Here is a 12,836-nt window from a genome sequence, read left to right on the forward strand (position 1 = left end):
TGCTGAACCGTCATCGGGGTTCCGGCCGTACCTGAAGATGATGATCCTGGAGGAGATGCATGACTGAGACGACACGTCGTACGGTGATATTGGGCGCCGGAGGGGCCGGGGTGGCCGCGGTGCTGACCGCGTGCGGGAGCTCGGAGGAGCCCGCGGTGAGCGGCGGTGACGCCTCGTCGGCCGCGTCCTCGCAGGCGCCGGCGGCCGGCGCGGGCGACTCCGGGGCGAACGCCCTGGCCAAGACCGCGGACATTCCCGAGGGGGGTGGCAAGGTCTTCAAGGACCAGAAGATCGTGATCACCCAGCCGGCCGCGGGTCAGTTCAAGGCGTTCAGCTCCGTCTGCACCCACCAGGGATGCGGCGTGGACAAGGTCGTGGACGGCACCATCGACTGCCCGTGCCACGGCAGCAAGTTCAAGATCGCTGACGGTTCCGTGGCGAACGGCCCGGCCTCGAAGCCGCTGGAGGAGAAGGCGATCAAGGTGGACGGCGACTCCATCAGCCTCGCCTGAATCCGCTCGTCTCCCCGCCGTCGGAAGGGCTCGCCCCGGCGGCGGGGCCGCGTGTCACCGGTTCTCCGGGCGCGGAGGCCGAGCCGGGAAAAGTTGCAAGGAAACCTGTCGGTCCGGGCCGATAGGCTTTCTGTGTGGCGAGATCTGTGGGTGGTCCGGCGAGTTTCCGGCCGAAGCCGGGGTCGATCCCCGAGTCCCCCGGCGTCTACCGGTTCAAGGACGCCGGAGGCCGGGTCGTCTACGTCGGCAAGGCCAAGAGCCTGCGCCAGCGGCTCAACTCCTACTTCGCCGACTTCGCGAGCCTGCATCCGCGAACCCAGACCATGCTCACGACCGCCGTGGACGTCGACTGGACCGTCGTCGGCACCGAGGTCGAGGCGCTCCAGCTCGAATACTCCTGGATCAAGGAGTACGACCCGCGGTTCAACGTCAAATACCGCGACGACAAGTCCTATCCCTACCTCGCGGTCACCATGGGGGAGGAGTTTCCCCGGGTCCAGGTGCTGCGCGGGGCCAAGCGCAAGGGCATCCGCTACTTCGGCCCCTACTCCCACGCCTGGGCGATCAGGGAGACCGTCGACCTGCTGCTCCGGGTGTTCCCGATCAGGAGCTGCTCGACGGGGGTGTTCCGGCGGGCCGCGCAGGTCGGGCGCCCCTGCCTGCTGGGTTACATCGACAAGTGCTCCGCCCCCTGCGTCGGCCGGGTCACCGCCGAGGAGCACCGGAAGCTGGCCGACGACTTCTGCGAGTTCATGGCCGGCAACACCGGCCGGTTCGTCAAGCGGCTGGAGCGCGAGATGCGCGAGGCCGCCGCCGCGCAGGAGTACGAGCGGGCGGCCAGGCTGCGCGACGACATCGGAGCCCTGCAGCGGGCGATGGAGAAGCAGGCGGTGGTCCTCGGCGACAACACCGACTGCGACGTGATCGCCCTTGCGGAGGATCCGCTGGAGGCCGCCGTCCAGGTCTTCTACGTCCGTGACGGGCGGATCAGGGGCCAGCGCGGCTGGGTGGTGGACAAGGTCGAGGAGGCCACGCCTGGCGAGCTGGTCGAGCAGTTCCTCCTGCAGATGTACGGTGACGCGGCCGCCGAGGCGCTGCCCAGGGAGGTGCTGGTCCCCGTCCTGCCACCCGATACGGAGGCGGTTTCCGAGCTGCTCGGCGAGCACCGCGGGGCCAGGGTGGAGATCAGGGTTCCGCAGCGGGGTGACAAGAGGTCGCTGATGGAGACCGTCGAGCGCAACGCCGTGGAGTCCCTGAAACAGCACAAGCTCAGGCGGGCCGGCGACCTGACCGCGCGGAGCAGGGCGCTGCAGGAGGTCGCCGACGCCCTCGGTCTGGACCAGGTGCCGCTCCGCATCGAGTGCTACGACGTCTCCCACCTGCAGGGCACCGACGTGGTGGCCTCCATGGTGGTGTTCGAGGACGGCCTGGCCCGCAAGAGCGAGTACCGCAGGTTCTCGGTGCGCTCCACCGAGGGCGACGTCGCCTCCATCTACGAGGTGATCTCCCGCCGCTTCAAGCGCTACCTGGAGGAGCGCTCGGCCACCGGGGATCTCGACGCCGACGCCATGGCGGGGCCAGACGAGGGGCCAGACGAGGGGCCGGGCGAGGGGCTGCGGACGCCGGGCGTCGACCCGGAGACCGGCAAGCCGCGCAAGTTCGCCTACCCGCCCAACCTGGTCGTCGTCGACGGCGGTCCCGCGCAGGCCGCGGCGGCCCGCAGGGCGCTCGACGAACTGGGCGTGGACGACGTGGCGGTGTGCGGCCTGGCCAAACGGCTGGAGGAGGTCTGGCTGCCCGGTGAGGACCTGCCGGTGATCCTCGCCCGCTCCAGCGAGGCCCTTTACCTTCTTCAGCGGGTGCGCGACGAGGCTCACCGCTTCGCCATCACCTACCATCGATCCAAGCGGTCGAAGAGCGTCAAGGAAAGCGCTCTGGACGAGGTTCCCGGACTCGGCCCGGCCCGCAGGCAGGCGTTGATCAAGCATTTCGGATCGGTGAGACGGCTGCAGGAGGCGACCGCGGCGCAGATCTGCGAGGTTCCCGGGATCGGCCCCTCGACGGCCGAGACGATCGTGTCGGTCTTGAAGGGGCAGAACCCATGAGCGAAAGAGAGTCCGCGTTCGTCCTCGTCACCGGAATGTCGGGGGCGGGGCGGAGCACCGCCGCCAAGGCTCTGGAGGATCTGGGGTGGTTCGTCATCGACAACCTGCCGCCGGGGCTGCTGTTCGCCATGGCCGAGGAGGCGGGGCGGGTCAAGCTGGCCGCCGACAAGGTGGCCGCGGTGGTCGACGTGCGCAGCCTGGCCTTCACCAGCGACCTCAACAGTGCCATCGAGGAGCTGGAGGGGCGCGGCGTCGGCGTGCGGGTGGTGTTCCTTGAGGCCAGTGACGAGGAGCTGGTCCGCAGGTTCGAGAACGTCCGCCGCCCGCACCCGCTGCAGAGCGACGGCCGGCTGGTCGACGGGATCGCCCGCGAGCGCGGCATCCTGCGTGAGGTCCGGGCCAACGCCGACCTGGTGATCGACACCTCCAGCCTCAACGTCCACGAGCTCAGGGGGAAGATCGTCGCCTTCTTTGGTGGCGAGGACCGTCCGGGCCTGCGGGTCAACGTCGTCTCCTTCGGCTACAAGTACGGCCTGCCGGTCGACGCGGACATGGTCGTCGACTGCCGGTTCCTGCCCAATCCCCACTGGGTTCCCGAACTTCGCCCCATGAACGGTCTGGACGCCCCCGTACGGGAGTACGTTCTCAACCAGGCGGGTGCCAAGGAACTTCTTGACGCCTACGACGAGGTGTTCGCCATCATCGCCTCCGGCTACACCCGCGAGGGCAAGAGCTACGCCACGCTCGCCGTCGGCTGCACCGGGGGCAAGCACCGCAGCGTCGCCATGGCCGAGCAGATCGGCGGCCGGCTGCGGGATCGGGGTGGCATGGAGGTGCAGGTAAGCCATCGGGATGTGGGCCGGGAGTGAGTCATGAAGGTCTCAAGGTCGTCGCGCTGGGTGGAGGGCACGGGCTGTACGCCTCGCTGTCGGCACTGCGGAGGGTCACCTCCCGGCTGACGGCGGTGGTCACCGTGGCCGACGACGGAGGCTCCAGCGGCCGTCTCCGCCGCGAGTTCGGCGTGCTGCCCCCGGGAGACCTGAGGATGGCGCTGGCCGCCCTGTGCGGTGACGACGAGTGGGGCCACACCTGGAGCGAGGTCGTCCAGCATCGCTTCCGCAGCGATGGTGACCTGAACGGCCACGCGATCGGCAACATGCTGATCGTGGCGCTCTGGGAGCGCCTGGGCGACACGGTCGCCGGACTCGACTGGCTCGGGCGGCTGCTCGGCGCGCACGGGCGGGTGCTGCCGATGTCCTCGGTGCCACTCGACATCGCCGCCGAGGTGGAGCTGGACGGTCTGGTGAGCACGGTGCGCGGCCAGGTGGCCTGTGCGCTCACCCCGGGCAGGGTCCGGGCCATCTCGCTGGTCCCCGAGGACCCACCGGCGTGCCCCGAGGCCGTCGAGGCGGTCCTCGACGCCGACTGGGTGGTGTTCGGCCCCGGCTCGTGGTTCACCAGCGTGCTGCCCCATCTGAAGGTGCCCGAGCTGGCCGAGGCGTTGCACACCACCCGCGCGCGGCGCCTGGTCGCGCTGAACCTCGCTCCCCAGGCGGGGGAGACCGACGGTTTCTCCCCCCAGAAACACCTGGAGGTGCTGCGCCAGCACGCGCCCTCCCTGGAGGTGGACGTGGTCGTCGCGGACACCGGCGTGGCCGACGACGGTGAGGAGCTGGAGAAGGCCGCGGCCGGTCTCGGCGGGAGGCTGGTCCTGGCCTCCGTGGCGGATGAGGACGGCTCGCCGCGACACGATGCACAACGTCTTGCCTCCGTCCTGGACGAGATTTTCCGTGCGAAGCGTTGATCCTGGTCAGCGGTGCCCAGGAGTGCGAGAAACTGCTGTGAGCCCGATTCATCTCGGGCCGCATGGGGTCTGTATGGGGGAGGACGAACGCGCATGGCGATGACAGGTGTGGTCAAGGACGAGCTGAGCAGGCTGACGGTCCTGAAGCCTTGCTGCCGTAAGGCCGAGGTGTCGACGCTGCTGCGGTTCGTGAGCGGGTTGCACTTGGTGAGCGGCCGGATCGTGATCGAGGCCGAGCTGGACACCAACGTCACCGCCCGTCGGCTCATCAAAGACATCGGTGAAGTTTTCGGGCACAAGGCGGAGGTGCTCGTGCTGGCCCCGGCAGGGTTGCGCAAGGGATCGCGCTACCTCGTGCGGGTCTACCGCGACGGGGAGGCGCTGGCCCGCCAGACCGGCCTGATCGACAACCACGGGCGCCCGGTCCGTGGCCTGCCCCGCCAGGTCGTCGCCGGGGCGGCCTGCGACGCCGAGGCGGCCTGGCGGGGGGCGTTCCTGGCGCACGGTTCGCTCACCGAGCCCGGGCGCTCGATGTCGCTGGAGGTCACCTGCCCGGGGCCCGAGGCGGCGCTCGCGCTGGTCGGGTCGGCGCGGCGGCTGAAGATCCATGCCAAGGCCCGCGAGGTGCGCGGCGTCGACCGGGTGGTGGTCCGTGACGGCGACGCCATCGGCGCGCTGCTGACCAGGCTGGGCGCCCACGACAGCGTGCTGGCCTGGGAGGAGCGGCGGATGCGCCGTGAGGTCCGGGCGACGGCCAACCGGCTGGCCAACTTCGACGACGCCAACCTGCGCCGCTCGGCCCGCGCCGCGGTCGCCGCCGGAGCCAGGGTCCAGCGGGCACTGGAGATCCTCGGGGAGGAGGCCCCGGAGCACCTGGTGATCGCCGGCCGCCTGCGGGTGGAGCACAAGCAGGCGTCCCTGGAGGAGCTCGGCCAGCTCGCCGACCCGCCTCTGACCAAGGACGCCATCGCCGGTCGCATCCGCCGCCTGCTGGCCATGGCCGACAAGCGCGCTCAGGACATCGGCATCCCCAACACCGAGGCCAATCTCACCGTCGACATGCTGGCCCCCTGACGCGCTCCCCGATCTGAAAGGGCGGCGCCGCGCTCCCGGTAACCACGCCGGGAGCGCGGCGGGCCCGGTGGGGCCGCCGCGCTCCGGTACGTGCCGTCAAAGCCCGCTCAGGGCTGCTTCCTGGGAGCGAAGTAGTCCACCTGGTCGGCCTCGTCCGGCTGCGGGACGGACGAGGCGGCGTGGGCTTCGCGGGCGGCCTTGACTCTTCTGCTCACGAAGCCGAAGCCCGCGTAGGCGGCGATCGCCCAGAACAGCAGTGACTTGGGATCGCGCCTGAGATCCTCGGGGAAGGTGTTGAGAACCTGGGTCAGCGCCGAGCCGTAGTCGTCGCCGGAGGCTCGTACCCAGATGATCACGTATCCGGCGACCTGGCCGAGCGCGGCGCCGATCAGGGAGAAGAGGGCGGCCAGCGGCGGCAGCACCGGGCTCGTCGGCCTGACCGCCATCATGGCGAGGCCGACGAGGAGACCGACGCCGATGGCGGCGAAGCCGATCTCGTACCCGCTGAAGCCGATGAGCGCGCCGTAGGCCGCAGCGCCGACCAGGGTGGCGCCGAGACCGGTAAAAATACCTGGTAGAAGCCCATTTGCTAGATGTGGATCGTTATCCGTCATGGCAGCTCCTCGTGGGGCTGAGGGGGTTTACGGTGACGAGTCGGGCACTCTACTTGAATGGTGCGATACCTGTTCATGGGTTAAGGGATAACGGACCTCCCCCCTCCAGTGGTCTACACCAATTTAGGTCCGATAAGGTTCGTGGTTGAGGTTTCAGCCCGCCCCAAGTCGCCGGTCCTCATGACTGGCGCACCGACGTACGAGGAGATCGGCACCGTGACCATCCGCGTAGGCGTCAATGGATTCGGCCGCATCGGCCGCAACTTCTGGCGCGCGGTCGCTGCCAGCGGCAAGGACATCGAGATCGTGGCGGTCAACGACCTGACCGACAACGCCACGCTCGCCCACCTGCTGAAGTACGACAGCATTCTTGGCCGCCTGCCGTACGAGGTGAAGAGCACCGCCGACGAGATCATCGTGGACGGCAAGACCATCAAGGCCTTCGCCGAGCGCGACCCCGCCAAGCTGCCCTGGGGTGACCTGGGGGTGGACGTCGTGGTGGAGTCGACCGGCTTCTTCACCGACGCGAACAAGGCCAGGGTGCACGCCGAGAACGGTGCCAAGAAGGTCATCATCTCGGCTCCGGCCAAGAACGAGGACGTCACCGTCGTGATGGGTGTCAACCACGACAAGTACGACCCGGCCAAGCACACGGTCATCTCCAACGCCTCCTGCACCACCAACTGCCTGGCGCCGATGGCCAAGGTCCTCAACGACACCTTCGGTATCGAGAAGGGTCTGATGACCACCATCCACGCCTACACGCAGGACCAGAACCTGCAGGACGCCCCGCACAGCGACCTGCGCCGCGCCCGCGCCGCCGCGATCAACATCGTGCCGACCTCGACCGGTGCGGCCAAGGCCATCGGCCTGGTGCTGCCCGAGCTCAAGGGCAAGCTCGACGGTTACGCGCTGCGGGTGCCGATCCCCACCGGCTCGGCCACCGACCTCACCGTCGAGGTCGGCCGCGAGACCACGGTCGAGGAGGTCAACGCCGCGCTCAAGGCCGCGGCCGAGGGCGAGCTCAAGGGCTACCTCACCTACACCGAGGACCCGATCGTCTCCTCCGACATCGTCACCGACCCCTCGTCCTGCATCTTCGACTCCGCCCTCACCAAGGTGATCGGCAACCAGGTCAAGGTCGTCGGCTGGTACGACAACGAGTGGGGCTACTCCAACCGTCTCGCCGACCTCATCGAGCTGGTCGGCGCCGACCTCTGATGAAGGACATCTCCGAGTTCGACGTGGACGGTCGGCGCGTCCTGGTACGCGCCGACCTCAACGTCCCCCTGGAGGGGGACGTCATCACCGACGACGGCCGCATCCGCGCCTCGGTGCCGACGATCGAGGAACTCGCCCGCAGGGGCGCCCGCGTGATCGTCGTCGCGCACCTGGGGCGTCCCAAGGGCAAGCCGAACCCGGAATACTCCCTGGCCCCCGTCGCCAAGCGGCTGAGTGAGCTCCTGGGCACGGAGGTCGCCTTCGCGACCGACGTGGTCGGGAAGTCGGCCCAGGAGGTCGTGGAGGCGCTTCAGGACGGCCAGGTGGCCCTGCTGGAGAACCTGCGCTTCGAGCCCGGCGAGGAGTCCAAGGACGACGCCGAGCGGGCCGGGTTCGCGGCCAGGCTGGCCGCCCTCGCCGACCTCTACGTGGGCGACGGCTTCGGCGCGGTGCACCGCAGGCACGCCAGCGTCTACGACGTTCCCGCCCTGCTGCCGCACGCCGCGGGCCGGCTGGTCCTGGCCGAGGTCGAGGTGCTCAAAAGGCTGACCGAGACCACCGAACGGCCGTACGTCGTGGTGCTGGGTGGCGCGAAGGTCTCCGACAAGCTCGGGGTCATCGGCAACCTGCTCACCAAGGTCGACAGGCTCCTCATCGGCGGCGGCATGGCCTACACCTTCCTGAAGGCACAGGGGTACGAGGTGGGCGGGTCGCTGCTCCAGGAGGACCAGCTCGACCAGGTGCGGGGCTTCCTGGACGAGGCGGCCAAGCGCGGCGTGCAGCTCGTCCTGCCGGTCGACGTGCTGGCGGCCACCGAGTTCGCCGAGGACGCCGAGTACGAGGTGGTCGACGCCACCGCGATCCCGGCCGACCGTCAGGGCCTCGACATCGGCCCGCGCACCCGCGAGCTGTTCGCGAGCAAACTGGCCGACGCCGAGACCGTGTTCTGGAACGGCCCGATGGGCGTCTTCGAGTTCGAGGCGTTCTCCGGCGGAACCCGCGCGGTCGCCGAGGCGTTGATCGGCTCGGAGGCCTTCACGGTCGTCGGCGGGGGAGACTCGGCCGCCGCCGTGCGCAGACTCGGCCTGCCCGAGGACGGGTTCTCGCACATCTCCACCGGTGGCGGGGCCAGCCTGGAATACCTGGAGGGCAAGACCCTCCCCGGACTTGTGGCGCTGGAGAGGTAGACGTCAAATGAGCACCGCTCGCAAGCCGCTCATAGCCGGCAACTGGAAGATGAACCTCAACCACCTTGAGGCCATCGCCCACACCCAGAAGCTCGCCTTCGCGCTGGGCGACAAGGACTTCGACCGGGCCGACGTGGCCGTGCTGCCGCCCTTCACCGATCTGCGCAGCGTGCAGACCCTGGTGGACGGCGACAAGCTGCGGATCCTCTACGGTGCCCAGGACCTGTCCCAGCACGACGGCGGCGCCTACACCGGTGAGATCTCCGGGGCCATGCTCGCCAAGCTCGGCTGCACCTTCGCCACGATCGGGCACTCCGAGCGCCGCCAGTACCACCACGAGGACGACGATGTCGTCAACGCCAAGGTGCAGGCGGCCTACCGGCACTCGCTCACCCCCATCCTGTGTGTGGGGGAGGGGCTGCCGGTGCGCCAGGCGGGCGGCCAGGTGGCCTACAGCGTCGCGCAGCTCGAAGGGGCGCTTCGCAAGGTCACCGCCGAGCAGGTCGCCTCAATCGTGCTCGCCTACGAGCCCGTTTGGGCGATCGGCACCGGCGAGGTGGCCACCCCCGACGACGCGCAGGAGGTCTGCGGGGCCCTCCGGGAGCGACTCGCCGAGCTGTACGACACCGATGTGGCCGCGGGTGTCCGTATCCTTTACGGTGGGTCGGTCAAGTCTGACAACATCGCGGGCATCATGGCACAGCCCGATGTCGACGGTGCCCTGGTCGGTGGCGCGAGCCTCGATGCCGGGGAATTCGTCAAAATTTGCCGTCTTGGCGAATTGTCGAGTTGACTGGTCCATTTGGGGGGTGTGATTTGACAGCACGTCATACCCTCTTAGAGCAGGTTTGAATCGTCACGCCTCTGGCGTACACAAGGGTCGTGCCCGGACGCGGGACACGCGCACATAGGGAACAGGTCAACGGTGACAATCGGAATCTCCATCGCCCTCATCCTGTCGAGCTTGCTGATGATGCTGCTCGTCCTGCTCCACAAGGGCAAGGGCGGTGGCCTCTCGGATCTGTTCGGTGGCGGTTTCTCGTCGTCGTTCGGAGGCTCCTCCGTGGTGGAGCGCAACCTTGACAGGCTCACCGTCATCACCGGTGTGGTCTGGTTCGTCTGCATCATCGCGCTGGGCCTGCTCCTGAGGCCCTGACCCGGCTTCGACAGGCGTGACAGTGGTTCAGTCCCCGCATCCCCAAGCGGCGGGGCCATCGAGCAAGGAGTTCATCCGTGGGTAGTGGCAACGCGATCCGTGGCAGCCGTGTCGGTGCCGGCCCGATGGGGGAGGCGGAGCGTGGCGAGGCGGCCCCCCGTGTGCGGGTCCCTTTCTGGTGCGCGAACATGCATGAGACGCGCCCCAGTTTCGCCAGCGACGCGGCCGTTCCCGAGTTCTGGGACTGCCCCCGGTGTGGTCTCCCCGCAGGTCAGGACGAGGCCAACCCGCCCGCGCCGCCGCGTAACGAGCCTTACAAGACGCACCTCGCATATGTGAAGGAGCGTCGCAGCGACAAGGACGGCGCGCAGATCCTGGCCGAGGCCCTGGAGCGGCTGCGCTCCTCCTCGCGCCCGATCTACTAGCCGGACCCCTTGCGCGTGGTCTGCAGGTAAGCACGCGCTGAAGACCCCCGTGGGACCACCCCACGGGGGTCTTTCGCGTCTCACCGGCTCGGGTGCCGCGACCAGGTGAGGGGCTGTGAAAGTTTCACGGACCGGGGCTTCGAGCGTCGCCGGGATCTCGGCCTGGCGTGCGCCGACGGCGACCTCCTCGTGTACCACTACTACGCGGACGACGGCTCCGCCCGCCTCGGCGCCGATCTGCTCGGCTGGGACGCCGCCGGCTGGCCGTACGTCTACTGAAGCTCGTCAGCGGACTCGAAGAACAGGGCGACCGCGACGGCCCCGGGGTCGGGAGCTCCCAGGGCGGCCTCGCCGACGTAACTGGCCCGGCCCCGGCGGGCGGTGATCGAGGAGGTGGAGTCGGCTCCGGCGCGGGCCGCCTCCGCCGCCGGCCGCAGTGCAGCCACGGCGGGGACGTCGTTCCCCGCGGCCTCGGCCAGGGCGTCCGCCGCCGGGGCCATGGCGTCGACCATCGTCCTGTCGCCCACCGAGGCGGAGCCCAGCCTGCGGACCGTGGCCACCCCGTTCCTGGCGGCGTCGGCGAGCAGGGCCGTGGTGAAGACCGGACTGCCCTGTCCGGCCAGCGCGAACTCGCGGAACCACATGCCGAACAGCGGCCCGCTGGTACCGCCGGAGTGTTCGAGGAAGGCCGTCGAGAGGCTGGAGAACGGCGCCCCGGCGTCGGCGGGGGCGGGGGAGAGCTTCGCCTTGGCCCTGGTGAGCGCGGTGACCATGTTGGTGCCGAAGTCGCCGTCCCCGCTGTGGCGGTCCAGCTCGGTCAACTCCTGAACCCGGTCGTCGATCCGGATGATGAACCGCTCGATCCACGACAGCACGGCCTGGGGTTCGAGGTCGTTCATGGGTTTCTCCTTCGAGTACCGGGACGGGACGCGAGGCCGGTCGATTCGATCTCACCGGGTGGCTGACCTACGACGATGTTCCATGTGCGGAGAACCGGGCCGGAGCGGGGCCGGTCAGGTGACCGTCGCCGATCGCCGGAGCCGTGGGCGGGTCACCAGGTGAGGGCCGCGGTGCGCACCGGGTCGTCCCACAGGCCGACGAGCTCCTGGTCCGCGCGGATCAGGGTGACCGAGCAGCCCGCCATGTCCAGGGCGGTGACGTAGGAGCCCACGAGCTGCCGGGCGATGGTGACACCTCGCGCGTCGAGGAGCCGGGTCACCTGCCGGTAGGCCGCGAGCAGCTCCAGCTGGTGGGTGGAGCCGAGGCCATTGACGATCACGAAGACCGCGTCGCCCCTGCTCAGCCCGAGGTCGTCGGCGACCGGCTCGGTCAGCGCGGCCACCAGCTCGTCGGCGGGGGCGACGGGGATCTTCCGGACTCCCCGCTCGCCGTGGATGCCGACGCCGAACTCGACCTGGCCGGGTTCCAGGTCGAACGAGGGTACGGACTGGCCGGGGTGGGTGCAGGCCCGCAGGGCCAGGGACATGGTCCGGGCGTTGCCGGCGACGCGGCGGCCGAGCGCGGCCACCGTGGACAGGTCGGCGCCCCGCTCGGCGGCGGCGCCGCAGATCTTCTCGACGGCGACGACGGCGGCGGTGCCCCGCCGCCCCGGGCCGCCCTCGACGGCGGTGTCGGTGGCCAGGTCGTCGTCGACGAGCACGGTCTCGGTCCGGATGCCGCCGGAGATCTCGGCGGCGATGGTGAAGTTCAGCACGTCGCCGGTGTAGTTCTTGACCACGTGGACGACGCCCCGGCCGTCGTCGACCGCCTCGGTGGCCGCCTGGATCTGGATCGCGGTGGGGCTGGCGAAGACCGCTCCCGGCACCGCGGCGTCCAGCATGCCGTACCCCACGAAACCGGTGTGCAGGGGCTCGTGTCCGGAGCCGCCGCCGGACAGCACGCCCACCTTGTACGGCCGCCGGTCATCGGCCCTGATGACGAAGCTGGGATCGCGGTTCCAGCGCAGCCTCCCCCTCTGGCTGAGCTCCAGCCCTTCGAGCGCCTCGGCGACGAGCTCCTGCGGGTCGTTGACCAGCTGATGTGCGGCCACCTGGCCCCTCCTTGCGTCGCGAACGCTGTTTTCCTACCCGGCTTCACCTCCTTGACGCGAAGGCTTCGTCGTCGGCATGACCCCATGGGTGATCCGGGATGTCCTGGGTAAGGGCTGAGAGATGCCTCCCTTGCACAGGTATGGGCAGGTGGGGAGATCGATATTGCCCCGGAGGTGGTCTCATGAAGGAGCAGCCGGGAACGCATGACCATCCGAAGAGCGCGCTGAACCTGCGGCTCGCTCTGGCGATCTTCGGGCTGGTGGTCTGTACGGCTCTGGCGGTCTTCGCGACACAGGCCGGGATCACCGCGCTCGCCGTGGCCCTGGCCGTGCTGGCGGCCATCGCCGTCGTGGACATCGTGGTGGTCGGGATCCGGGTCGTCCGGAGACGTCGGCGCGGTGAGCGGCACACCTTCTTCGAATAGGTCATCCGTCCTGGCCGCGCTCGGCTGTGTCAGCGGGGTCCGTGAGCCGGAGACGGACTGAACGGCGGCCCAGGCGCAACAGCGGCGGGCAGGTCAGGCGGATGCCCAGGTCATGGCGATGCTGCTGATCGGTGAGGCGCGGGCGCCGGATCGAAGATGACGGAAGCCCGGTCGCCGGGCTCATCTGGATAAAGCACTGCCGACGCTGTCCCCGGTCAGGCCGGGCCGCTGTCGCGGCGAGGTCGTTTCCCCGGCGGGACTCG

15 protein-coding genes are annotated in these 12,836 nt (G+C 69.5%); 12 read left to right on the forward strand and 3 right to left on the reverse strand.

Annotated features, from left to right (window positions below; all coding sequences use genetic code 11):
- The first annotated feature begins 59 nt into the window (after positions 1-59).
- The 5 genes from ACQP0P_RS18705 to whiA all read left to right on the forward strand — a co-directional run bounded on the left by ACQP0P_RS18705 (position 60) and on the right by whiA (position 5,495).
- Positions 60-512 carry a Rieske (2Fe-2S) protein gene (locus tag ACQP0P_RS18705; protein ID WP_433378362.1) on the forward strand — a complete coding sequence of 151 codons (453 nt, stop codon included), beginning with the start codon at positions 60-62 and terminating at the stop codon, positions 510-512.
- Positions 513-658: 146 nt separating this feature from the next.
- A complete protein-coding gene (gene uvrC, locus ACQP0P_RS18710; RefSeq protein ID WP_433381967.1) occupies positions 659-2,617 on the forward strand; it encodes an excinuclease ABC subunit UvrC in 1,959 nt (652 codons plus the stop codon).
- The gene (rapZ, locus tag ACQP0P_RS18715) at positions 2,614-3,486 is read left to right on the forward strand and encodes an RNase adapter RapZ (protein ID WP_433378365.1); all 873 of its coding nucleotides are present in this window, start codon (positions 2,614-2,616) and stop codon (positions 3,484-3,486) included. The genes uvrC and rapZ overlap by 4 nt, the downstream gene beginning before the upstream one ends.
- Positions 3,483-4,421, forward strand: coding sequence for a gluconeogenesis factor YvcK family protein (locus ACQP0P_RS18720; protein ID WP_433378368.1), 939 nt, complete (start codon positions 3,483-3,485; stop codon positions 4,419-4,421). The genes rapZ and ACQP0P_RS18720 overlap by 4 nt, the downstream gene beginning before the upstream one ends.
- Positions 4,422-4,514: 93 nt before the next feature.
- Positions 4,515-5,495 (forward strand): DNA-binding protein WhiA, encoded by a 981-nt coding sequence (gene whiA / locus ACQP0P_RS18725; RefSeq protein ID WP_433378371.1) that lies wholly within the window; start codon positions 4,515-4,517, stop codon positions 5,493-5,495.
- A gap of 107 nt (positions 5,496-5,602) precedes the next feature.
- On the opposite strand, the gene ACQP0P_RS18730 is transcribed toward whiA, so the two are convergent.
- Positions 5,603-6,109 carry a hypothetical protein gene (locus ACQP0P_RS18730; protein ID WP_433378374.1) on the reverse strand — a complete coding sequence of 169 codons (507 nt, stop codon included), beginning with the start codon at positions 6,107-6,109 and terminating at the stop codon, positions 5,603-5,605.
- Between the two features lie 216 nt (positions 6,110-6,325).
- Between ACQP0P_RS18730 and gap the strand changes: the two genes are divergently transcribed.
- From gap to ACQP0P_RS18760, 6 genes are all read left to right on the forward strand, one after another.
- Entirely contained in the window at positions 6,326-7,330 is a 1,005-nt protein-coding gene (gene gap / locus ACQP0P_RS18735; protein ID WP_350918774.1) for a type I glyceraldehyde-3-phosphate dehydrogenase, read from the forward strand.
- Positions 7,330-8,517, forward strand: coding sequence for a phosphoglycerate kinase (locus tag ACQP0P_RS18740; RefSeq protein WP_433378377.1), 1,188 nt, complete (start codon positions 7,330-7,332; stop codon positions 8,515-8,517). The genes gap and ACQP0P_RS18740 overlap by 1 nt, the downstream gene beginning before the upstream one ends.
- A gap of 7 nt (positions 8,518-8,524) precedes the next feature.
- Positions 8,525-9,310 (forward strand): triose-phosphate isomerase, encoded by a 786-nt coding sequence (gene tpiA / locus ACQP0P_RS18745; RefSeq protein WP_433378380.1) that lies wholly within the window; start codon positions 8,525-8,527, stop codon positions 9,308-9,310.
- A 132-nt stretch (positions 9,311-9,442) separates the two neighbouring features.
- The gene (gene secG, locus ACQP0P_RS18750; RefSeq protein ID WP_030905020.1) at positions 9,443-9,673 is read left to right on the forward strand and encodes a preprotein translocase subunit SecG; all 231 of its coding nucleotides are present in this window, start codon (positions 9,443-9,445) and stop codon (positions 9,671-9,673) included.
- Positions 9,674-9,750: 77 nt separating this feature from the next.
- Positions 9,751-10,098, forward strand: coding sequence for an RNA polymerase-binding protein RbpA (locus tag ACQP0P_RS18755; RefSeq protein WP_012892502.1), 348 nt, complete (start codon positions 9,751-9,753; stop codon positions 10,096-10,098).
- A gap of 105 nt (positions 10,099-10,203) precedes the next feature.
- On the forward strand, positions 10,204-10,377 hold the full coding sequence (locus ACQP0P_RS18760) for a hypothetical protein (RefSeq protein WP_433378384.1): 174 nt from the start codon (positions 10,204-10,206) through the stop codon (positions 10,375-10,377).
- Here the strand turns inward: ACQP0P_RS18760 and dhaL are convergent.
- Positions 10,371-10,997, reverse strand: a complete 627-nt coding sequence (gene dhaL / locus ACQP0P_RS18765) for a dihydroxyacetone kinase subunit DhaL (protein ID WP_433378387.1) — start codon at positions 10,995-10,997, stop codon at positions 10,371-10,373. The genes ACQP0P_RS18760 and dhaL overlap by 7 nt on opposite strands.
- Before the next feature lie 152 nt (positions 10,998-11,149).
- Positions 11,150-12,148 (reverse strand): dihydroxyacetone kinase subunit DhaK, encoded by a 999-nt coding sequence (locus tag ACQP0P_RS18770; RefSeq protein WP_433378390.1) that lies wholly within the window; start codon positions 12,146-12,148, stop codon positions 11,150-11,152.
- 182 nt (positions 12,149-12,330) lie between these two features.
- Here ACQP0P_RS18770 and ACQP0P_RS18775 point away from each other — a divergent pair, with 182 nt between their 5' ends.
- Positions 12,331-12,573, forward strand: coding sequence for a DUF6343 family protein (locus tag ACQP0P_RS18775; RefSeq protein ID WP_433378393.1), 243 nt, complete (start codon positions 12,331-12,333; stop codon positions 12,571-12,573).
- The last annotated feature ends 263 nt before the right edge of the window (positions 12,574-12,836 follow it).

Source organism: Streptosporangium sp. CA-115845 (assembly GCF_050943795.1).
GTDB lineage: Bacteria > Actinomycetota > Actinomycetes > Streptosporangiales > Streptosporangiaceae > Streptosporangium.